Raw genomic sequence first — 19,267 nt, 5'->3', positions numbered from 1 at the left:
CCGATGAAACGCACCGTTTTGCTCGCCGCCGCGCTCGCGACCGCCGTTGCCCTGGCCACCGCCGGAGCCCGTGCCTCGGACGACGACGGCCGTCGCTTCGCCGACATGCCGCCGCGCGCTCAGTGGATGAGCATCGCCGACCTCGCCGCCAAGCTCGAAGCGCAAGGCTACACCGTGCGCGAGATCGATACCGAAGACGGCGTCTACGAGGTGGAGATGACCGACGCCAACGGGATGCGCGTGGAAGCCTATCTGCATCCCGTGACGGGCGAGCCGCTCCGCAGACAGAGCTCCGACGACTGATGGTCGCGGATGTCCAGGATCGAAGCACCGGGATGGAGCGGGTCTGGGACCCGCTCGTCCGCACCGGTCACTGGGTGCTGGTGGCGGGGTTCGCCACCGCCTACCTGTCCGAGGGCGAGCCCGAATGGCTGCACTCCTGGGCGGGTTACGCCATCGCCTTCGTGGTGGCTTTTCGTATCCTTTGGGGTTTTGTCGGGCCGCGGCGGGCGCGGTTTTCCGACTTCGTCACAGGGCCTGCCCGCGTGCTCGGCTATCTGCGGGACCTGGCGACTGGCCGGGCGCCGCGCCATCTCGGGCACAGCCCGGCGGGCGGGGCGATGACGCTCGCTTTGCTCGCCGCGCTGGCGCTGACGGCCGCTTCCGGCATGGCGACGCTGGCGATGGAGGAAGGGCGCGGACCGCTTGCCGGCATCGTCGCGCATGAAAGGACCGTTGAGGACGGTTCCGGCGCCTTGCGTGAAGGTGACGAGACCGGCGAGATCTGGGAGGAGGTGCACGAGATCGCGGCGAACCTGACGCTGGTGCTTATTGTCCTGCATGTCGCCGGCGTCGCGCTTGCCAGCTACGCCCATCGGGAGAACCTCGTTCGGGCTATGGTCACGGGCGCCAAACGTGCGTTGCCCGGTTCGGCTGCCGGCGGCGAACCGGATGCCGGCGGGCAGGCTAGCGGCGTGCGCGACGGATAAAAGCCCTCCCGCATTGGGCTCGGAAAGGACGGTCGCAGCCACCGGTCGGATCACGCGGGTGAGGCGCCGGCCTTGCCCGCGTTTTTCCGTCTTGCCCGTTTGCTCGGGCAAACCCTTCCCTAAGCAAAGTACCCGCGAAACCCGGCCGTCTAATCGCGCCAGGACGGATCGCGGGCGTCGAGGGTCGATTTCAAATAGTCGAAATGGCGTTGCGCCATGCCGCGATAGGCGGCCCAGCCGGCCGCGGTCGCGCGCGCGACGTCATCCGACAATACCGAAAGCGGTTGGCCGGTGGAACGTGCCAGCACCAGTGTCTGCGCGGCCTTTTCGAAAAAATAGAGGTCCTCGAAGGCATCGGCGACGGTCGCGCCGGCGATCGAGACGCCGTGATTGGCCATCACAAGCACGGTGTTGCCTTTCATCGTCTCCGCCAGGCGCCGGCCTTCCTCTGCCGCATCGGCGATGCCGCCAAAGGCAAGGTCGTAGCCGATGCGCCCGAAGAACCGGGCGGTGTTGTTGTCGAGCGGCAGCAGCGTCGGGTCCTTCAAACAGGCCAGCGCGACGGCATGGGGCGCGTGGCAATGTAGGATTACCCGTGCCTGCGGCAGCAGCCGGTGCATGGCGCCATGGATCGTCCAGGCCGACGGGTCGGGCGCGTCGGGCCGCGCCATCACGTCTGGATCGTCGGCGTCGAGCATAAGCAGATCGCTGGCCCTGATCGTGGCGAAATGCTGCCAGCGCGGATTGAGCAGGAAGCGCCGTCCGTCCGGCGACACCGCGGCGCTGAAATGATTGCCCACCGATTCGCTCCATCCGAATTGGTGGCAAAGCCGAAAGGCGGCGGCCATGTCGCGGCGCAGGGCGGCGACGTCGTCGTCAGGGTTCGCAACGGCTTTCAGGCTGCGCGTCGTCATGTCTTGAACCGCCCTTCGCCGACCAGCGCGCGATAGGTCGAGCGCATCTCGGCGCGGTCGGTATAGCAGCCGCGCAGGTGCCGGTCGCCGCTGGTTGCCGAATAGGCTGCGCGGCCATGCACGATGCGGTGATTGTCGAAGGTGATGCATTCGCCCGGCTGAAGTCTGAAATTCATCACGTAGCGCGGATCCTGCAGCATCTTCCCGAACCGGCAGAACGCCGGATAGTAGTCGTCGAGCACCTCTTGGCGCAGGTCGAAAATGTCGGCCATGTGCTGGCTGATCGTCAGGCCGGAGACCTCGCCCTTGTCGTCGAGTTCGATCACCCTTTGGCGCGACCGCATGTCGTAGCTGTCGTGCTCGCAATAAAACGGAATGTCGATGCTGGACAGGAGGTGAAAACCATGCGGGTCGGCGGCGCGGAAATCGTTGGCCACCGCCACGCCGTCGGCGAACAGGCTGCCGCCGCCCTCGACGGAATTGGCGCGGCAATGCAGGAACTGGACCCCCGGCGCCGCCTCCTCGGCCGGCGTGTCTGTATGCAGCTCCAGCGCCTTGGCCGTATAGGCGAGATTCGTCGGTTTGATATGCGTGCGCACGTCGAAATAGGCGCCGAAGAAGGTCGGGCGAACCTGGCCGATCAATTGGGCGGTCTCCGTCAGCCCCTGGTCGCTGTCGGGCATGTCGGTGACGACCGCCACGCCTTCGACGATGAGGGCCTCGATCCAGGCGGCGACCTTGCTGCGGTCTGCGATGAGGTCGGGCTGCGAGAAGCGCGCGACATCGCGGTAGTGGTCGCCATGCCAGGCCCGTCGCGGCAAGTCGGCCGGGTCGGGGCGCCGATGTCCATCGGCATAAAGCGCAAGCGTCGTGACCGGCATGCGCGTGACATGGTTCTCTCCCTGCCAGCCTACGACCAGCGCATCGCCGTCGAGTGCGGCCGTTTCGGCGCGCGGCGGCCGCTCGAGATGGAAGATGTCGAACACCCGCTCGCGCGTTGCCGGGTCGAACGAGCTCGGGCAATTGTCGCGCAGCCAGTAATAGTTGAAATAGGCTTGCCGGCCATCGGCAAGGACAACATGCAGGCCCTTTTCCGACAGGCTGACGGCTGGCTGCGCGCTGTGTACGATGTTCATGGCATGTCCTTAACTTAAGACCGGTGTCGGCTTGCGATGGCCCCAGCATCGCCTTACTCTCCGTGCCGGGAAAAGGCGGATAAAGCTGATCTCAACTTAAGTCCTGGGTTAAGTCATGGATCGCCTGCCGCCGCTTCGTCTCCTGACCGCCTTCGATCTGGTCGCACGGCTCGGCTCGATGCGCCTCGCGGCGGCCCGGCTCAACGTGTCCCAGCCGGCTGTCACCCAGGCGCTGAAGGCGCTCGAGGACCATGTCGGAACAACGCTGCTCGACCGCGGCACGCGCCCGGCGCGCCTGACGGAGGCCGGCCAGCAACTCGCCCGCGCAACCGGCGAAGGGCTCGACATGATCGCGACCGCCATCGCCGAAATCCGCGCCTCCGCCGATGTCCAGCACCAGCGGATCACCGTCGCCTGCACGCTCGGCATGGCAACCTACTGGCTGATGCCGCGTCTGCCCGACTTTTATGCCGCCCATCCCGACCTGCTGGTCAATGTGCAGGCACCGCCGACCGATCTGCCGGCGGTGTCGGCCGGCATCGACGTCGTGCTGCGCTACGGTTGGGGCGGGTGGACGGACGGGGAGACGCAAAAACTCTTCGACGAGCGCGTCTGCCCGGTCGGCCATCCCGCGTTGGTGGAGCGGCTGCTGGTCTCCGGCGCCGGCCTGGAGGGCGCGCCGCTCATCCATGTCCGCAATGCCGAGACGCGGCATTGGGCCGACTGGCCGGACTATCTGGCGCGGCGCGGCGCCGGCAGGCATGCCGGCTCCAGCCAGATCTTCGACAATTACGTCCAGGCCGTGCAGGCCGCCGTCGGCGGCAGCGGTCTGGTGCTCGGCTGGCGCTCGATCACCCAGGGGCTGGTCGACGAGGGCGCGCTGGTTGCCTGGCCGGACGCCGAGATCGATCTCGGCACCGGCTATTACGCCACGTTGTCGCCGGGTGGTGCGGTCAAGCCGGCCGCGCGCGGCTTCGCCGCCTGGCTCGGGCTGGTCTACGCGGAGCAAGGATCGAAAGAGGTCGCCCGCGCCGTCGTCGACCGCAACGGCAAACGCGAATGAGCCCACCGTCCGGCGACTTTGCCGCGGAACGGTGGGCCCGGTTTGCCCTCACATGCACGGCCGCATGGCCTTCGCGCCTCGGTCTTAGAGCTTGCAGTCCTTGGCGTAGGCGTCCTGGTGATCCTCGAAGGCGACGCCGACCACCTCGTTGGTGAGTTCGCCGTCGTCGGTCTTGACCACCTTGCGCACATAGATGTCCTGGATCGGATGATTGTTCGACCCGAAACGGAACTCGCCGCGCGTGGAGGCGAAATCGGCCGCCTTCAGGGCCGCGCGAAAGGCCTCCTTGTCCTTCACGTCCGCTTTGGCCGCGGCCGACAGGATCAGCTTGGCGGTGTCGTAGCCCTGGCTGGCGAAGATCGAGGGAATGCGGCCATATTTGGCCTTGAAGGCTTCCACGAAAGCCTTGTTGGCGTCGTTGTCGAGATCCGGCGACCATTGTGCGGTGTTGAACACGCCGAGTGCGGACTCGCCGATCGCGCCCAGCACGTCCTGGTCCATCGCGAAACCCGGCGCCATGACGGGAATGTCGACGGCCGACTGGGCATATTGTTTCATGAAGGCAATCCCCATGCCGCCCGGCAGGAAGAAATAGACCGCGTCGGCGCCCGAGGCCCGGATCTGGGCGATCTCGGAGGCATAGTCACTCTGGCCGAGCTTGGTGTAGAGCTCACCCGCCAGTTCGCCCTCGTAAAAGCGCTTGAAGCCGGTCAGCGCGTCGGTGCCGGCCGGATAGTTCGGCGCCAGGATGAAGGTTTTCTTGTAGCCCGACGTGTTGGCGTGCTTGCCCATTGCCTCGTGCAGATTGTCGTTCTGCCAGGCGGCGTTGAAATAGTTCTCGTTGCACAGCTTGCCGGCCAGCGCCGAGGGGCCGGCATTGAGCGAGACGTAGAACAGGTCCTGATTGACCGCGCCCGGCACGACGGCCATGGCGAGGTTCGACCAGATGATACCGGTCAAAACGTCGACCTTGTCGCTCTGAATCATCTTGTCGGCGATCTGCACGGCAAGGTCGGGCTTCATTGCATCGTCCTCAATGACGACCTCGACGTCCTTGTTGCCGGCTTCCTCGATCGCCAGCATGAAACCGTCGCGGGCGCCGATGCCCAGGCCGGAGCCGCCGCCCGACAATGTGGTGATCATCCCGATCTTCAGCGGTTCGGCCAAGGCCGTCGTGCTCGCCAGCGAGGCGCCGAGGAGCGCCGCGATTGCAGTGATCTTTTTCATGCCATTCCTCCCAAAAATGGTGTGTGGTGGTTTCGTGATCGCCGGCCGCGCCGGGTGTCAGTCCTCTTGTCGCTGCCCCGACATCAGCCTGCTGCCGTGATCGTAGACCCCGGTCAGCAGTCCGAGCGCCCGGGTCAGGGCCTCGAGCTGGTTGTCGCCATCGCTGAGCTCGCCGATCGAGGCGGTCAGATATTCGCGCCGCATGGCGACCAGCCGGGCGGAAATGCGCGCGCCCTCGGCGGTCACCTCGTAGGCCGTGCCGCGCTTCGACGCGCCCCGGACCTGACGCGCGAGTCCTGCCTTCATCAGCTTGCGCAGCGAATACTGGACGTTGGAGGCGTCGTCGCGATTGGCAAAGCGCAGCAGGTCGCCGACCTTGCGTGGCGAGCCCGCGACCACGAGCTGCTGCAGAATGACGCAATCCTGGCCGGTGAGATTGTTGTCGCGCGCCACCGGACCGAGCAGCGAGCTGGCGAAACGGTAGAAGGCCTCGGCAGCGCAGATCAGCGCCTGTTCGAAGGCGGTGATGGCCGCCTCGCGGCTCGTGGCCGACAAATGCGGTGCGATGCGAGGTGCGGACACACCATCGGCCTCAAGTGGACCATCACTGGATTTGGCCGATTGTTTCAATGTAATTTCACCATTAAATTCATGATGAATTATGCCGATCGCGCACGAAAGGTCAACAACGATGTCGATGGTCCTCTACGAACTCGCGGGACGCAACGGCGTGCGCTACAGCCAGTTTTCCTGGCGTTCACGCCTGGCTTTGGCCCATAAGGGCATACCGATCGCCTTGCGGGCGGTCGCCGTCAGCGACAAGGCCGCGCTCGCTTTCAGCGGCCAGGACAAGGTGCCGGTCCTGGTGGACGGCGAACGCGTCATCCCCGATTCCTGGGCGATCGCCACCTATCTCGAAGAACATTATCCCGACCGGCCGTCCCTGTTCGGCGACGCGACCGCGCGGGCGCTGGCGGCGTTTGCCGCGCAATGGGTCGACCGGCAGGTCGTGCCGGTTCTGGTGCCGCTGCTGGCGGTCGACGTGGTCGCATGCGTCGATGCGGCCGATGCGGCCCATCTGCGCGGCCAGTTCGAGCACGCCTTCGGCGCCACCCTCGAAGAGCTCGCCGCCGATCGCCAGCGGCGCATCAAGGCCTTCCGACGGGCGATCGCGCCGGCGCGCGCGGTGCTGCGCACGACACCGTTCCTGTCGGGCGCGCGGCCGGCCTATGCCGACTATGCGCTGTTCAGCGTCTTGCAGTGGGCCAGGCTGGTCAGCCCGTTCGAGCCGCTCGAGGACGGTGACCCGGTCGGCGCGTGGCGCGAGGCGATGCTGGACCTGTTCGACGGTCTCGCCCGCTCCCATCCTGCGCGGCGGGAGCGGGCCGAAGGCTAGCGCGCCTTACACCCGGTCGTTGCCGTCCCAGGCCATGCGCGACAGGAAGTCGTCGAGCGGCGTTTCGGCCAGTCGCGAGAAATAGTTGGACAGCGTCTTCATGGCCAGGGCGACCAGGAGTTCGGCCGCCTGCTGCTGGGTGAACCCCGCCTCGAGAAAGGTCTTGATCGCCGCTTCGTCGGCCTTGCCGCGCCGTTCCAGCATGTGTTCGGTGAACCCGCGCAGCGCCTGCAGCCGGGCGTCGTTGGCCGGCGCGCCGGCCCGTACCGCCTCGATCGCCTCCTTGTCGAGCTTGGCCATGCGCCCGCCCGAGGAATGCGCCGCAACGCAATAGCGGCAGCCGTTGCGGGTGCTTGCCGTCAACAGGACGAGCTGCTGTTCGGCCGGCGTGAAGGACGACCGGGACAGGATCTCCGTCAGCGTCAGATAGGCTTCCAGCACGACCGGCGCGCCGGCCATCTGGCGGTAGAGATTGGGCAGCAGCCCGCCCATCTTCTCTTGCACGCCCGAAAGTTGCGCGCCGGCATTGCCCGGCGCGGACGCGGGGTCGAAAAGTTCGTATTGCATTGTCTATCCTTGTTGGGGGTTGGGGGTGACCAGCATTGCCGCCAGCGCGCCGCGCATGACCTTGCGGGTCGGCGTCATCGGCAGTTTCGCAAGCGTTTCCAGCCTCTCGGGCCATTTATATTTGGCGACGCCGCGCGCCTCCAGCAGAGCACGGATGTCGTCGAGCGTGATCGACTGGCCGGGCCTGGCTTCCACGCACAGACAGGCGCGCTCGCCCAGGACGGCGTCGGGATAGGCGACCACGGCGCAGTGCAGCACGGCCGGGTGCGTGATCGCGATTAACTCGACCTCGACGGGATTGTATTTGACGCCGCCGCGATTGATCAGTTCCTTGGTCCGGCCGGTGAGCGTCAGATAGCCGGCCTGGTCGATGCGCGCGAGGTCGCCGGTGCGGAACCAGCCATCGGGGGTGAAAGCGCGTTCGGTTTCGGCCGGGTTGTTGAGATAGCCGGCAAAAACCGACGGACCGCGTACTTCCAGCTCGCCTTCTACGCCGGCTGCCGCCGTTTCGCCGGTCTCCGCCACGATCCGCAATTCGGTGCGCGGCGACACCCGGCCGGCCGTGCCGGTGCGCGTTTCGAGCGGGTCTTGCGGACGGCCGAACGTGCCGGCCTGCAATTCGCTCATCCCCCAAAGCTGGATCACCGCGCCGTGGCTAAGCAGCGCGTCGACCGCCGCGGCGAGCGTGGGCGGAACGGTCGTGCCAGAAAGGCAAAGCACCTCCACCGAACGCAGATGCGCCGCCGTCAGGGTGCCCTCGGCGACCAGGGGGGCGAAATGCGCCGGCGCGGCAAACACATGGGTTGGCGCGAGCGCCTCGAGGTCCTGGGCGAATGAGGCTGGCTGGAAAACCGGCAGCAGCGTGATCGTTGCCCCGGCAGCCAGCGCCAGATGGACGGTGAACAGCCCGTAGAGATGCGACAGGGCCGCGACCGACAAGACCCGCGAGTTTGGCCCGATTCCGAGTTCGGCGACGGAGCGGAACGCGTTGCCGAGAAAGGCGCGCGCGGGGTGCGGCACGCCTTTTGGTTCGGCTGTGGTGCCGGAGGTATAAAGCAGAAGATAGGTGTCGTCGGGGCCAGCCGCGCTTGTGGACCCGATCGGTTCTGAGCGCAGCAGCGCCGCGTAGGACAGGGTGCCGTCCACGGTTCCGCCGACGCTGATGACGTGCTCGAGTGTCGGCAGCTCGGCTTGCAGCGCCAGGATTTCGCTTGCCGGCGAGGTCCCGCCGGCGGCCGCGAGCGCGAACACCGCCTTGGCGCGGGCATGGCCGATGAGATAGCGCAATTCCTTGCTGCGATAGGGCATGTGCAGCGTCTGGAAGCTCGCGCCGAGCGCGGCCGTGGCCAGAAACGCGGTCACGAACGCGCGGCCATTGGGCAATTGCGCGGCCACGACGTCGCCCGTGCCGATGCCTGAAGCCGCCAGGCCCGCCGCGAGCCTGGCAACGTCGTCGGCCAGCTCGGCGTAGCTGACGTCGGCGCCGTCGCCGCTGATCGCGACGGCGCTCGGGCGCTCGCGCCGGTGGACCTCCAGCCAGTCCGGCAGCGTCGCCAATTCGGTTGTCGGCATTGATGGACCTCCCTCCTCGTGAACTCGCGGTCAGGCGAGATTATGCCGTCCGGGCGCGGCCTTCTTTTGCAGGTCGACGAGTTTTTCACGCGTCTTTTCCTGCTCACGGAAGGCCTGCATGGCGCCGGACAGATATTGTTTCGGCCACATCGCCTCGTTGCGGGTCCCGTACCAGGCGGCGGCCTGATGGGTGAAAAACGGGTTCCACAGATGCGGCCGCGCCAGCGCGACCAGATCGGCGCGTCTGGTGTGCAGAATGGTGTTGATCTGCGCCGGTTCGGTGATCGCCCCGACCGCCATCGTGGCGATTTTCGGCACGTTGCGAACGGCTTCGGCCAGATGGGTCTGGAACATGCGCCCGTAAACAGGCTCTTGGTCGGCGACCGTTTGGCCGGCCGACACGTCGATCAGGTCGCAGCCGGCCTCGTGAAAGGCCGTCGCGATGGCGAGCAGATCCGCCTCCGACAGGCCGCCCTCCTTCCAGTCGGTGCCGGAGACCCGCACCGACATCGGCCGTTCGGACGGCCATTCCGCGCGCATGGCCGAAAACACCTCAAGCGGCCAGCGCAGCCGGTTTTCGATCGGCCCGCCATAGGCGTCGCTGCGCGTGTTGGTCAGCGGCGACAGGAAGCTGGCCAGCAGATAGCCGTGTGCGCAATGCAGTTCGAGCATGTCGAAACCCGCGCGCGCGGCGCGCCGCGTCGAGGCCACGAACTGGTCGCGGATGCGCTCCATGCCGGCCCGGTCGAGCGCGGCCGGCACCGCGTTGACGCCGTCGACGAACGGGATCGGCGAGGCGGAGACGAGCGGCCAGTTGCGGCTTTCCTCGGCGATCGGCACGTCGGCCTTTTGCCAGCCGAGCTGGGTCGAGCCCTTGCGGCCGGCATGGCCGAGCTGCATGCAGATCTTGGCCCCCGAATGGGAATGCACGAAATCGACGATCTCGCGCCAGCGTCGCTCGTGCTCGTCGCTCCACAGGCCGGTGCAGCCTTCGGTGATGCGCGCCTCCGGCGACGGGCAGGTCATCTCGGTGAACAACAATCCCATGCCGCCCATCGCGTGCGAGCCGTAATGCACCTTGTGCCAGTCGGTCGGATTGCCGTTTTCGTCGGCGCTGTACTGCGCCATCGCGCTCATCACGACCCGGTTGGACAACTCCATGTCGCGCAGGCGAAAGCGGGTGAACATCGGCGTCGGGCGGATGTCGCGCACGTCCTCGCCGGTTTCACGCCAATGGCGCTCATACCAGGCGTCGTCGGCCCGTTGCACGAAGCCGGGATCGCGCAGCAGCAGATTGTCGTAGGTCACCGATTTCGCGCGACACATCACCACCATGGCGAATTGCAGCGGATCGAGATCCCATGAGCGGTCCATGTGCTCGAACCAGGCAAGCGAGACGTCGGCATTGTGCTGGGTGATCTGGCAGGGCGTGCGGCGTTCGCGGTCGTAGGCTTCGAAGGCGGCCTCGACGCCGTCTCGCTCATGCGCCACCAGCGCGTCCGACAGGGCGATGGCGCATTCCATCGCCAGCTTGGTGCCCGAGCCGATGGAAAAATGCGCCGACGCCTTGGCGTCGCCGAGGATGGCGATTTTTCCGGACCGCCAGGTCTCGCAGAACACGCGCGGGAAGCGGCGCCAGAACGAGCGGTTGAGCAGCAGCGGATGTCCCTCGAGCTCCTCGGCGAAGATGGCTTCGAGACGGCGTCGGGAATCCTCCTCGTCGAACTCGGAAAATCCGTGCCCCTGCCAGCACGCCTCGTCCATCTCGAACACCCAGGTCGAGCGGTCGGGCTGGTACTGGTAGCAATGCGCGCAGATGATGCCGTGTTCGGTCTCGCGGAAAAAATAGTTGAACGCGTCCATCGGACGCGACGATCCCATCCAGCAGAAGCGGTTCTGCTTGAGCTCGGTCTTCGGGCGGAAATCCTCGGCGAAAGTCTCGCGAATGCGCGAATTGATGCCGTCGCTGGCTACGATCACGTCGCTGTCGGCGAAACGTTCGGCGATCGTGTCCGGGTCGATTGTCGTCCCGAAGCTCAGCGCGACGCCCAGTTGCGCGCAGCGTTCCTGCAGGATGGTCAGCAATGTCTGGCGCGATACGCCGCAAAAGCCGTTGCCGCCGATGCGGATTTCCTCGCCTTTGAAATGAATGGCGACATCCTGCCAGTAGGCGAGTTCCTCGCGCATGCGCTCGAAGACCGGCTTGTCGCGGCTCAGGAATTCGTCGAGCGTCTCGTCGGAAAAGACGACGCCGAAGCCGAACGTGTCGTCGGCCTGGTTCTGCTCGAACACTTCCACCGTCCAGTCCGGCCGGGCCTTTTTGGTCAAGAGCGCGAGATAGAGGCCCCCCGGGCCGCCTCCGACGACGGTGATCTTCATGAATGGCGCTCCAGGCGGTCAATGAAATTATGTGTGAAAGCACGTATCATACACATAATTGCCAATCAAGACACGACCGTGGTAGTTGGACCCCGGGCGTGGACAGCCGGAAAGGAACGGGCCTTGGCAACGGACGAGATGCTGGAGATCGACGGCGAGGCGTGCGTGCCGCGGCCCGATGAGCCGCTGGTCGACGCGCCGGAATATCTGATCTCCTTCCTGCAGCGTCTCAACCGCGATCAGATGGAAAGCGCGCTCAGGCCCTCGGGGCTGAAGCTCACCGGCTGGCGCATCCTGTCGTGCCTCGACGAGCGCGGCCCGATGTCGCTGCTGGACCTGGCCGAACTTTCGGTGATCGAGCGCACGGTGACGAGCCGTCTCGTCGATCGCCTGATCGCCGACGGCCTGGTCAGCAAGCAGGCATTCTCGCACGACAAGCGCATTTCGATCGTCGCGATAACCGGCAAGGGGCGGGGCCTGCTGGAGGCGAGCAATCTCGGCGTGCGCACGTTGCGCGCCCAGTTGTTCCGGGATTTTTCCGACGACGACTACCGTCAGCTCTGCCGTCTCCTGCAGCGCATGAAGGCGAATGCGCAGTCGCTGCGGCGCTGAGCATGGCTTTGGATCGGGATCCGACCTTTTCGACCGTGGCCGGGCATCGCATCCGGCCTGCGCGGAACCTGATGCGCGACCCGCGCGCCACGGGCTTTATCGAGCCCTCCGCTTCCGCCGGACCGGAGATTCGGCGGACGCAACAAAGGCCGCGCCGCGCTGCCAGCCCGGCTTCGACGGGCGCCGCGCCGCTAGCTGGCATTAATCCATCCGCCGGATGGCGTTGCTTTCATCTAAGTGATTGAAAAATATAAAGAAAAAGAGATGGCGGAGAGAGAGGGATTCGAACCCTCGATACGGTTGCCCGTATACACGCGTTCCAGGCGTGCGCCTTCAACCACTCGGCCACCTCTCCGCAGGCGACGCGTCCGCGCGGGCGGACCGGTCATCCGCGCTCATCTAGTCGATATGGCCGCGAATGCCAAGCCGTCGCGACACGGAATTTGGCGCCGGCCGGCCGACGCCCGCCGCGCGCATGCCCGGGCGGGGCGCAACCGGCTCGGTTCTACGACGACCAAGCAAGAATCACCACCGCTTGCCCCGCGCGGCCGGCGGCGTGGGATGTCACATTCATGTGTGGCGATTGAAGCGCCGCGCGGTTGGCCATAAAAGGGGGCGGCGTCGAGGCCCGGGCGCGGGCGAAGGGGACGTCTCATGGCGGACACAACACGATGATCAGGTTTGTTTTCCGGCTTCTGGCAACGATCGCGCTGGCCGTTGCCGTCATCATGGCCGTGCTCGACGCCACCCGTTCGGTCGCCTCCTCGGCGCTGGTCTTCACCCCGCTCGGCACGAGCTGGTATGCGGTCTCGCCCGACACGCTCAACCTCGCCCAGGCACTCACCCAGCGATATGTCCATCCGCTGCTGTGGGATCCGGTGATGATCCGCATTCTCACCCTGCCGGGTTTTGCGGTGTTTTTCGGCCTCGCTTTGCTGCTTTATCTGATCGGCAGGCGGCCGCGCCGGCGCGGTGGTCCGCTCGGCCGCGCCAGTCGCAGCCTGTCCTGAACCGCCGGTGCGGAAGCGGAGCAAACAACGATGTTCTTTTTAAGCGATATGCTGAACAAGAAACTCACCTTGCCGACCGCCGACGAGGCGTTGCCAGGCCGCGCCAAGCCGATCGCCACTGCGGCCCGCCACGCCGTGTCGAAAAGGCCGTTGCGCGGGCCTTATCCGCAGGGTTTGGAACGCGCCTATTTCGGCATGGGCTGTTTCTGGGGCGCGGAGCGGCTGTTCTGGCAGACGCCGGGCGTGTGGGTCACCGCGGTCGGTTATGCCGGCGGTTTCACCCCCAACCCGACCTATCAGGAAACCTGTACCGGGCTGACCGGCCATGCCGAAATCGTGCTCGTGGTGTTCGATCCGACCGCGATCTCCTACCACGATCTGCTGAAACTGTTCTGGGAAAGCCACGACCCGACCCAGCGCATGCGCCAGGGCAACGATGTCGGCACCGCCTACCGTTCGGCGATCTATACGGCAAACGAGGCCCAGTCGCAGGCCGCGCTGGCCGCACGCGATGTCTATCAGGCGGTCTTGACCGGCGCCGGGCGCGGCCGCATCACCACCGAGATTGTCCCCGCCCCGGCCTTTTATTTCGCCGAGGCCGAGCACCAGCAATATCTGGCCAAGAACCCGTCCGGCTATTGCGGCTTGAAGGGCACCGGCCTGTCCTGCCCGCCGCCGGCCGCCGCGGCGGGCTAGAAAGCCGGTGCCGGTCTCCTGTGCCGAGGCCCTTGTCCGGAAGGTCAAATTTCCGCGTGAATTTTGCGCGACGCCATGCAACAGTAAAAGGCCGAGCGGGCGACGAACCCGCGGGGCCAAGCGCGGCCGCGCGCCGGCGCGCGAAGCCAGACAAGAACCGTACGCAAGACCAACAGGGTGTGGATCACATGAAGCGTTTCGTATTCGGCCTCCTGGCCGCAACCGTTTTCACCGTCCCGGCCTTGGCCGCGGACATCAAGCCCGGCCTGCTGTTCGACCTGGGCGGCAAGTTCGACAAATCCTTCAACGAGGCCTCGTTCAACGGCGCGGAGAAGTTCAAGCAGGAGACCGGCATCGAATATGTCGAGTTCGAGATCTCCAACGACGCCCAGCGCGAGCAGGCGCTGCGCCGCTTCGCCGAGGACGGTCGCGACCCGATCGTGATGGCGGGCTTTTCCTGGGCCGCGGCGCTGGAAAAGGTGGCGGCGGAATATCCCGACACCGATTTCGCCATTATCGACATGGTGGTCGATGCGCCGAACGTGCGCTCGGTCGTCTATAACGAGCACGAAGGCTCCTATCTGGTCGGCATGATGGCGGCGATGGCCTCCGACAGCAAGAAGGTCGGTTTCGTCGGCGGCATGGACATCCCGCTGATCCGCAAGTTCGGCTGCGGCTATGTCGGCGGCGCCAAGGCGGCCGGGGCCACCGACGTCATCCAGAACATGACCGGCGACACGCCGGCGGCCTGGAACGACCCGACCAAGGGCGGCGAGATCGCCAAGTCGCAGATGGACCAGGGCGCCGACGTCATCTACGCCGCGGCCGGCGGCACCGGCGTGGGTGTCCTGCAGGCGGCGGCCGACGCCGGCAAGCTCGGCATCGGTGTCGATTCCAACCAGAACCACCTGCAGCCGGGCCATGTGCTGACCTCGATGCTCAAGCGCGTCGATGTGGCGGTCTACGACGCCTTCACGGACGCCATGAACGACGAATTCGAAACCGGCATCAATGTGCTCGGCCTGGCCGAGAACGGCGTCGGTTACGCCATGGACGAAAACAACAAGGACCTCGTCAGCCAGGAAATGATCGACGCGGTCGAAAAGGCCAAGGCCGAGATCATCGCCGGCGATATCAAGGTCCACGACTACATGTCCGACAATTCCTGCCCGTACTGATCGGCACGGGCCGTTCGAGCCAAAAAAGCCGCCGGGCCCGTGCTCGGCGGCTTTTCGTTGGGCGCAGGCGACCGCATCCGATGACGGTCCGCTTCGGCTTGTATGGTCGCGGGGCGACGCCAGGCCCGATCCGCCCATGGCAGGTGGTCTTCCCGGCCGGGTGCTGTGGGCCATTTTGCAGCGCGCGCCGACGCGCTATTCAGGCCGCCGGCCGGATCGGCGGCAGACCATGGAGCGCGCATGAGGCAGGACCCGACCCCCGCAGCCGCAGGACCGCGCCGCATCGCCGCCCTCGTCTTCCTGCTTCTTGCCGGTATCCTGGCGGGAACCCAGCTGGGCAAGATCGCGCCGCTGGTCGCCTGGTATCGCGCCGAAGCCGGCTTTTCGCTGGTCATGGTCGGTTGGCTGACCTCAACGCTCGGCCTGTTCGTGGCGCTCGCCGCCCTGCCGGCCGCCTTCGCCATCGACCGGGCCGGGCTCTACCGCTCCTATCTGGTGTCGGCGATCGCGCTTGGCGCCGGCGGTGTCGGCCTGGCGCTTTTCGACGGCCCGCTCGCCGCGCTTGCCGCGCGGCTGGTCGAGGCGTTCGGCTATCTCATCCTGGTGATCGCGATCCCCGCGCTGCTCGCCACGCTCGCGCCAGAGCGGCTGAAGGCGCCGGCGCTCGCCATCTGGGGCGGCTTCGTGCCGCTCGGTTACGCGGTGGCCGATTTCCTGTCCGCCGCCATGTTGCCGGCCCATGAGCCGCAATCATTCCTGCTGGTCAGCGTGGTGTCGTTCATCGTCCTGGCCGCGCTCGCCGCGTGGCTGGCGCGCGGCCTCGAGCCGATCGCCGACACGACGCGACAGGTCGCCGATACACCGGGCGCCGCGCGCATGGCGTCGTCGTTTTCGGCGTCGGTCGCGCTCTCCGCGCTCGCCTTCGGCATCTACGTCATCCTGTCGATCGGCTTTTTCACCTTTCTGCCGAGCTTCGTCGCCGAGGGGCCGGCGGTGGCGCTGTCTGCCGGCATGATCGCGCTGCTGGTTCCGCTCGGCAACGTGCTTGCCGGCGTCCTGCTCAAGGGCGGCGACGCCCGGTTCGCCGCCCTTGTCGTCATGGCCGGGTTCCTGGCCAGCGCGGCGAGTGCGGTGCCGTTTTTCGGCGCTGCCGACCCGATTGTGGCGACGGTCTCGGCGATGGTCTTCGCGGTTGCCGGCGGGGTCGTTGCCGCCGCCATTTTCGCCAGCGTGCCCTTCATCGTGCCGCCGGGCGGGTCGTCGGCGATCGTCATCGGCCTGATCGCCCAGTCGGGCGGGCTCGGCACGCTCGCCGGGCCGCCGCTGGCCGGCTATATTATCGGACAATTCGGCTGGGCGGGTTTCGGCTGGACGCTGGCCGCCTTCAGCCTGCTCGGTTTTGCGTGCATGGCGCCGCTTCTGGCGCGGCGCCGGAGGCTGGCATGACCAAGGTGACAGGCATTGGCGGATTTTTCTTTCGCGCCCGCGATCCCCGGGCGCTGGCGGCCTGGTACGAAACCCATCTCGGCGTGAACGACATCACCATGTCGGTCTGGCGCCAGGAGGCCGGCGCGACGGTGTTTGCCCCGTTCGCGCACGATACGGACTATTTCGGCCGCCCCGACCAGGCCTGGATGATCAATTTCCGCGTCGATGACCTCGACGCGATGATGGCGAAGCTCAAACAGGCCGGCATCGCGGTCGAAACGCGCGCCGAGTGGGATTCCGAGGTCGGACGCTTCTGCCGTATTCACGACCCGGAGGGCAATCCGGTCGAATTGTGGGAGCCGGCAGGCCCTGCTGCCTGATCCGGCCGGCGGCGGGGCGGTGGCGTGCGTGTCAACGGCCCGGAACGGTCTCGTTGCGCGGACCTTGCGCGAGCGCCGTTCCCGGGCTGCCGTCCGTTTCCGCATCTGCCAGCGTGAGGCGATAGCCGCGTGCGGTCCAGGCGATGCCGCCGCTCGGCACGCTGAGCCGCGTCGACCCGGCGGCGGCAACCGTGCCCAGCGCCACCGCGCCCTCCGACGCGTCGCCGATCGCCCAAAGCCGCAACACCGCACCCACGGGAAGGTCGGCCAGGGCGAGCGGCTGAAAGTGCAATGTCCCGTCGGTGAAGTCTTCCACCAGCGCCCGTGGCATGCCCTGGGCATCGTCGAGCAGGGCGACGGCGCGTCTGTCCTGGCTGGCGCCGATCGTGCCCGCCACCATGCCGATGCCGAAGGCGGCGGCAAGGCAGACCGCGACCGCCGCGCCGCGCCAGCCGCCGAGCGCCTGCGCGGAGGCGTTAGGCTGCGGGTGCGCATCGCCGCTCGCCCGCCTCGAACGCGCGGGCGGGGCGGGGTTCATGTGCGGCAGCGCGGCAATGCCGGTCTGCACCGTCCGCCATACCTCGCCACGCGGCGTGGCGCCGTCGGCGGCGGGACCGCGCAGCCTTTGGGCAAGCCGCATCACCGCCTCGCGAAACGCGGGATCGCGCTCCAGATCCTTTTCCGCGCGCTCGCGCTCGGCCTCGTTCATCCGGCCCATGACGAAATCGTCCGCGCGCGCCATGCGCTCCCTGTCGCTAGTCATCGAAAACACCCGCGACCCGTCCGTTCCCCTGAAATCCTAGAGCCAATGGCTTGCCAAGGAAACCGAATTGCGTTGCGCCAGTCTCCCGGGCCGGACGTCACCAGTGCGGCGGTTTCGTGACCGGAACCTCGGGTGCGGTCTGTTCCTCAAGTGCCAGAAAGCGCTGGGTCAGCCGGTCGAGTTGCGCTTGCAGGCGTTCGATCGTCGTCCATTGCGCGGCGATCTCGCCCGACAGGTCCTCGATCGTGCGTTCCTGCTCGGCGACGATCATTTCCAAGGTCGCGATGCGGTCCTGTTTCATGCGATTATGCCTTCAAGTGCGGAGCGCAGCGCATCGGCGAGCGGTTCGGGACGTCGTGTTGCGCGATCCACGTAGACATGTACGAAAAACCCTTCGGCCGCCGCGTGGTCGTCCCGGTTGCGAAACAGTCCCACCTCGTAGCGCACGGAAGACCTGCCGAGCCGCGCGACCCGCAGACCGGCGGTGACGGTGTCGGGAAAGGCGAGTTCGCTGAAATAGCGGCAGCCCGTTTCCACCACAAGCCCGATCCGGTCGCCGCCGTGAATGTCGAGCACACCCTGGTCGATCAGCCAGCCGTTCACCGCCGTGTCGAACAGCGAATAATGCACCACGTTGTTCATGTGGCCGTAGATGTCGTTGTCCATCCAGCGGGTCGTGATCGGGCGGAAGGCGCGATAGGCCGCGCGCGTGGCGGGGGCCGGACGATCAGCCATCGGTTTTCTCCCCTGAGCCGCCGCCGGACCTCACCACGCCGCCCGGTAGATCGCCAGCGCGTCGGCCTCGCGCAGTTCGCGGGGATTGTTGACCAGAAGCCGCGTCTGCTTCATCGCGTCGGCCGCCATCTTGGCAAGGTGCTCCTCGCCGATGCCGACTTCGCGCAATTGGGCGGGCAGTCCGAGCTTTTTCGACAGTGCGGCCAGGGCTTCGATGAAGCTGCCGCACCGTCCCTGCGTGCCGTCTTCATGTGCCAGTTCGGGAAAGGCGTCGGCGGCGATCTCCGCGTAGAGCCCGGCTGCCTCCGGCGCATTGAAGCGCAGCACATGCGGCAACACCAGCGCGTTCGACAGGCCGTGGGGGACGTGGAACGTGCCGCCGATCGGATAGGCCAGCGCATGCACGGCCGCGACCGGCGAATTGGCGAAGGCCTGTCCGGCCAGCATCGAGCCGAGCAGCATCGCGCTGCGCGCGGCCATATCGTGGCCTGCGAAGACGGCGGTTTCGATATGCGCGCCCAGAAGCTGCAGGGCCTGGCGTGCCAGCATTTTCGACAGCGGATTGTTGTTGGCGCTTTTGGAGGCGTAGGCCTCGATGGCGTGCACCATGGCGTCGATGCCGGTCGCCGCGGTGATCGCCGGCGGCAGGCCCAGCGTCAGCTCCGGGTCGAGCACGGCGATGTCGGGCAGGATGAGCGGGCTCGAAACGCCGCGCTTTTCCTCCTCGCCGACGGTAATGATCGAGACCGGTGTCACTTCGGAGCCCGTGCCGGCCGTGGTCGGCACCAGCGCCAGCGGCAGGCGCGGTCCCTTGGCATTGCCCACGCCCCAGGCCGCGTCGAGGTCTTCGCCTGAGCCGGTGAGCAGCGCGGCGAGCTTGGCGACGTCAAGCGACGAACCGCCACCGAAGCCGGCGACGCCGGTAACGCCGGCGGCCCGGCCGGTCTCGACCGCGGCCGTCAGCGTGGCCAGCGACGGATCGGCCTCGACCCGATCGAAGATCGTCACCGCGATTCCGGCTTCTTCGAGCGAGGCCAGAGCGGCATCGCAAAGGCCGAGGGCGCGCAGGCCGGGGTCGGTGACGAACAAAATCCTCGCGCCGAGGATAGGCCCGGCGATCGCACCGAAGCGGCGGGCCGCCCCTGCCTCGAACCGGACCGATGGCGTGGTATTGAACGCAAAAGGCGGGAAAGCATCATTTGTCATGCCGGGAAAATTGACA

General features: G+C 66.7%; 21 protein-coding genes and 1 tRNA gene. 10 read left to right on the top strand and 12 right to left on the bottom strand.

The features are described from left to right. Positions 1–3 precede the first annotated feature (3 nt). Positions 4–303 carry a PepSY domain-containing protein gene (locus C7T96_RS18005; RefSeq protein ID WP_106572631.1) on the top strand — a complete coding sequence of 100 codons (300 nt, stop codon included), beginning with the start codon at positions 4–6 and terminating at the stop codon, positions 301–303. Further along, complete coding sequence (locus tag C7T96_RS18000) at positions 303–989, top strand: cytochrome b/b6 domain-containing protein (RefSeq protein ID WP_106572630.1); 687 nt, start codon at positions 303–305, stop codon at positions 987–989. Before C7T96_RS18005 ends, C7T96_RS18000 begins: the two co-directional genes overlap by 1 nt. 149 nt (positions 990–1,138) lie before the next feature. Here the strand turns inward: C7T96_RS18000 and C7T96_RS17995 are convergent, their stop codons facing one another. Together C7T96_RS17995 and C7T96_RS17990 are read right to left on the bottom strand one after the other, a co-directional pair. Continuing rightward, on the bottom strand, positions 1,139–1,903 hold the full coding sequence (locus C7T96_RS17995; RefSeq protein ID WP_106572629.1) for a class II aldolase/adducin family protein: 765 nt from the start codon (positions 1,901–1,903) through the stop codon (positions 1,139–1,141). Then, a complete protein-coding gene (locus C7T96_RS17990; protein WP_106572628.1) occupies positions 1,900–3,039 on the bottom strand; it encodes a TauD/TfdA family dioxygenase in 1,140 nt (379 codons plus the stop codon). The genes C7T96_RS17995 and C7T96_RS17990 overlap by 4 nt, the downstream gene beginning before the upstream one ends. A 115-nt stretch (positions 3,040–3,154) precedes the next feature. Between C7T96_RS17990 and C7T96_RS17985 the strand changes: the two genes are divergently transcribed. Beyond that, positions 3,155–4,102 carry a LysR substrate-binding domain-containing protein gene (locus C7T96_RS17985; RefSeq protein WP_106572627.1) on the top strand — a complete coding sequence of 316 codons (948 nt, stop codon included), beginning with the start codon at positions 3,155–3,157 and terminating at the stop codon, positions 4,100–4,102. 84 nt (positions 4,103–4,186) lie between these two features. On the opposite strand, the gene C7T96_RS17980 is transcribed toward C7T96_RS17985, so the two are convergent. After that, complete coding sequence (locus C7T96_RS17980; protein WP_106572626.1) at positions 4,187–5,329, bottom strand: ABC transporter substrate-binding protein; 1,143 nt, start codon at positions 5,327–5,329, stop codon at positions 4,187–4,189. A 57-nt stretch (positions 5,330–5,386) separates the two neighbouring features. Continuing rightward, entirely contained in the window at positions 5,387–5,911 is a 525-nt protein-coding gene (locus C7T96_RS17975; RefSeq protein WP_158264408.1) for a winged helix DNA-binding protein, read from the bottom strand. A gap of 109 nt (positions 5,912–6,020) precedes the next feature. On the opposite strand from C7T96_RS17975, the gene C7T96_RS17970 reads away from it, so the two are divergent. Then, entirely contained in the window at positions 6,021–6,725 is a 705-nt protein-coding gene (locus C7T96_RS17970; RefSeq protein ID WP_106572624.1) for a glutathione S-transferase N-terminal domain-containing protein, read from the top strand. Positions 6,726–6,731: 6 nt separating this feature from the next. On the opposite strand, the gene C7T96_RS17965 is transcribed toward C7T96_RS17970, so the two are convergent. Genes C7T96_RS17965 through C7T96_RS17955 form a run of 3 tightly spaced genes read right to left on the bottom strand, consistent with a single transcriptional unit; the run spans position 6,732 to position 11,243 of the window. Further along, complete coding sequence (locus C7T96_RS17965; RefSeq protein ID WP_106572623.1) at positions 6,732–7,292, bottom strand: carboxymuconolactone decarboxylase family protein; 561 nt, start codon at positions 7,290–7,292, stop codon at positions 6,732–6,734. A gap of 3 nt (positions 7,293–7,295) precedes the next feature. Continuing rightward, complete coding sequence (locus tag C7T96_RS17960; protein ID WP_106572622.1) at positions 7,296–8,864, bottom strand: AMP-binding protein; 1,569 nt, start codon at positions 8,862–8,864, stop codon at positions 7,296–7,298. A gap of 30 nt (positions 8,865–8,894) precedes the next feature. Then, positions 8,895–11,243: an FAD-dependent monooxygenase gene (locus C7T96_RS17955; RefSeq protein ID WP_106572621.1), complete on the bottom strand. Its 2,349-nt coding sequence runs from the start codon at positions 11,241–11,243 to the stop codon at positions 8,895–8,897. A gap of 123 nt (positions 11,244–11,366) precedes the next feature. On the opposite strand from C7T96_RS17955, the gene C7T96_RS17950 reads away from it, so the two are divergent. Next, positions 11,367–11,855: a MarR family transcriptional regulator gene (locus C7T96_RS17950; RefSeq protein ID WP_127600066.1), complete on the top strand. Its 489-nt coding sequence runs from the start codon at positions 11,367–11,369 to the stop codon at positions 11,853–11,855. A 265-nt stretch (positions 11,856–12,120) separates the two neighbouring features. Here C7T96_RS17950 and C7T96_RS17945 read toward each other — a convergent pair. After that, a tRNA-Ser gene (locus tag C7T96_RS17945) sits at positions 12,121–12,210 on the bottom strand. A 316-nt stretch (positions 12,211–12,526) separates the two neighbouring features. Between C7T96_RS17945 and C7T96_RS17940 the strand changes: the two genes are divergently transcribed. The 5 genes from C7T96_RS17940 (at position 12,527) to C7T96_RS17920 (ending at position 16,547) form a co-directional block, all read left to right on the top strand. After that, positions 12,527–12,865: a hypothetical protein gene (locus C7T96_RS17940; protein WP_106572619.1), complete on the top strand. Its 339-nt coding sequence runs from the start codon at positions 12,527–12,529 to the stop codon at positions 12,863–12,865. A 30-nt stretch (positions 12,866–12,895) separates the two neighbouring features. After that, a complete protein-coding gene (gene msrA / locus C7T96_RS17935) occupies positions 12,896–13,561 on the top strand; it encodes a peptide-methionine (S)-S-oxide reductase MsrA (RefSeq protein WP_106572618.1) in 666 nt (221 codons plus the stop codon). Positions 13,562–13,749: 188 nt separating this feature from the next. Next, positions 13,750–14,739 carry a BMP family ABC transporter substrate-binding protein gene (locus C7T96_RS17930; RefSeq protein ID WP_106572617.1) on the top strand — a complete coding sequence of 330 codons (990 nt, stop codon included), beginning with the start codon at positions 13,750–13,752 and terminating at the stop codon, positions 14,737–14,739. Between the two features lie 240 nt (positions 14,740–14,979). Next, entirely contained in the window at positions 14,980–16,185 is a 1,206-nt protein-coding gene (locus C7T96_RS17925) for an MFS transporter (RefSeq protein ID WP_106572616.1), read from the top strand. Further along, on the top strand, positions 16,182–16,547 hold the full coding sequence (locus C7T96_RS17920; RefSeq protein WP_106572615.1) for a VOC family protein: 366 nt from the start codon (positions 16,182–16,184) through the stop codon (positions 16,545–16,547). The genes C7T96_RS17925 and C7T96_RS17920 overlap by 4 nt, the downstream gene beginning before the upstream one ends. Positions 16,548–16,578: 31 nt before the next feature. Here C7T96_RS17920 and C7T96_RS17915 read toward each other — a convergent pair whose 3' ends face one another. The 4 genes from C7T96_RS17915 to C7T96_RS17900 form a co-directional block, all read right to left on the bottom strand. After that, on the bottom strand, positions 16,579–17,310 hold the full coding sequence (locus C7T96_RS17915) for an anti-sigma factor (RefSeq protein WP_146149204.1): 732 nt from the start codon (positions 17,308–17,310) through the stop codon (positions 16,579–16,581). A gap of 97 nt (positions 17,311–17,407) precedes the next feature. Beyond that, complete coding sequence (locus C7T96_RS17910) at positions 17,408–17,611, bottom strand: SlyX family protein (protein WP_106572613.1); 204 nt, start codon at positions 17,609–17,611, stop codon at positions 17,408–17,410. Then, positions 17,608–18,045 carry a thioesterase family protein gene (locus tag C7T96_RS17905; RefSeq protein WP_106572612.1) on the bottom strand — a complete coding sequence of 146 codons (438 nt, stop codon included), beginning with the start codon at positions 18,043–18,045 and terminating at the stop codon, positions 17,608–17,610. Before C7T96_RS17905 ends, C7T96_RS17910 begins: the two co-directional genes overlap by 4 nt. Before the next feature lie 30 nt (positions 18,046–18,075). After that, complete coding sequence (locus C7T96_RS17900) at positions 18,076–19,251, bottom strand: iron-containing alcohol dehydrogenase (RefSeq protein ID WP_106572611.1); 1,176 nt, start codon at positions 19,249–19,251, stop codon at positions 18,076–18,078. Positions 19,252–19,267: the final 16 nt, after the last annotated feature.

This window comes from Nitratireductor sp. StC3 (assembly GCF_003015025.1).
Classification (GTDB): Bacteria; Pseudomonadota; Alphaproteobacteria; order Rhizobiales; family Rhizobiaceae; genus Mangrovimarina; species Mangrovimarina alexandrii.
This window is presented reverse-complemented; position numbering and strand designations above follow the sequence as displayed.

Excerpts from the sequence above, each read along its gene's own strand:
- C7T96_RS18005 (WP_106572631.1), top strand. The coding sequence starts at position 4 with ATGAAACGCACCGTTTTGCTCGCCGCCGCGCTCGCGACCGCCGTTGCC.
- C7T96_RS18000 (WP_106572630.1), top strand. The coding sequence starts at position 303 with ATGGTCGCGGATGTCCAGGATCGAAGCACCGGGATGGAGCGGGTCTGG.
- C7T96_RS17995 (WP_106572629.1), bottom strand. The coding sequence starts at position 1,903 with ATGACGACGCGCAGCCTGAAAGCCGTTGCGAACCCTGACGACGACGTC.
- C7T96_RS17990 (WP_106572628.1), bottom strand. The coding sequence starts at position 3,039 with ATGAACATCGTACACAGCGCGCAGCCAGCCGTCAGCCTGTCGGAAAAG.
- C7T96_RS17985 (WP_106572627.1), top strand. The coding sequence starts at position 3,155 with ATGGATCGCCTGCCGCCGCTTCGTCTCCTGACCGCCTTCGATCTGGTC.
- C7T96_RS17980 (WP_106572626.1), bottom strand. The coding sequence starts at position 5,329 with ATGAAAAAGATCACTGCAATCGCGGCGCTCCTCGGCGCCTCGCTGGCG.
- C7T96_RS17970 (WP_106572624.1), top strand. The coding sequence starts at position 6,021 with ATGTCGATGGTCCTCTACGAACTCGCGGGACGCAACGGCGTGCGCTAC.
- C7T96_RS17965 (WP_106572623.1), bottom strand. The coding sequence starts at position 7,292 with ATGCAATACGAACTTTTCGACCCCGCGTCCGCGCCGGGCAATGCCGGC.
- C7T96_RS17960 (WP_106572622.1), bottom strand. The coding sequence starts at position 8,864 with ATGCCGACAACCGAATTGGCGACGCTGCCGGACTGGCTGGAGGTCCAC.
- C7T96_RS17955 (WP_106572621.1), bottom strand. The coding sequence starts at position 11,243 with ATGAAGATCACCGTCGTCGGAGGCGGCCCGGGGGGCCTCTATCTCGCG.
- C7T96_RS17940 (WP_106572619.1), top strand. The coding sequence starts at position 12,527 with ATGATCAGGTTTGTTTTCCGGCTTCTGGCAACGATCGCGCTGGCCGTT.
- msrA (WP_106572618.1), top strand. The coding sequence starts at position 12,896 with ATGTTCTTTTTAAGCGATATGCTGAACAAGAAACTCACCTTGCCGACC.
- C7T96_RS17930 (WP_106572617.1), top strand. The coding sequence starts at position 13,750 with ATGAAGCGTTTCGTATTCGGCCTCCTGGCCGCAACCGTTTTCACCGTC.
- C7T96_RS17925 (WP_106572616.1), top strand. The coding sequence starts at position 14,980 with ATGAGGCAGGACCCGACCCCCGCAGCCGCAGGACCGCGCCGCATCGCC.
- C7T96_RS17920 (WP_106572615.1), top strand. The coding sequence starts at position 16,182 with ATGACCAAGGTGACAGGCATTGGCGGATTTTTCTTTCGCGCCCGCGAT.
- C7T96_RS17915 (WP_146149204.1), bottom strand. The coding sequence starts at position 17,310 with ATGACTAGCGACAGGGAGCGCATGGCGCGCGCGGACGATTTCGTCATG.
- C7T96_RS17910 (WP_106572613.1), bottom strand. The coding sequence starts at position 17,611 with ATGAAACAGGACCGCATCGCGACCTTGGAAATGATCGTCGCCGAGCAG.
- C7T96_RS17905 (WP_106572612.1), bottom strand. The coding sequence starts at position 18,045 with ATGGCTGATCGTCCGGCCCCCGCCACGCGCGCGGCCTATCGCGCCTTC.
- C7T96_RS17900 (WP_106572611.1), bottom strand. The coding sequence starts at position 19,251 with ATGACAAATGATGCTTTCCCGCCTTTTGCGTTCAATACCACGCCATCG.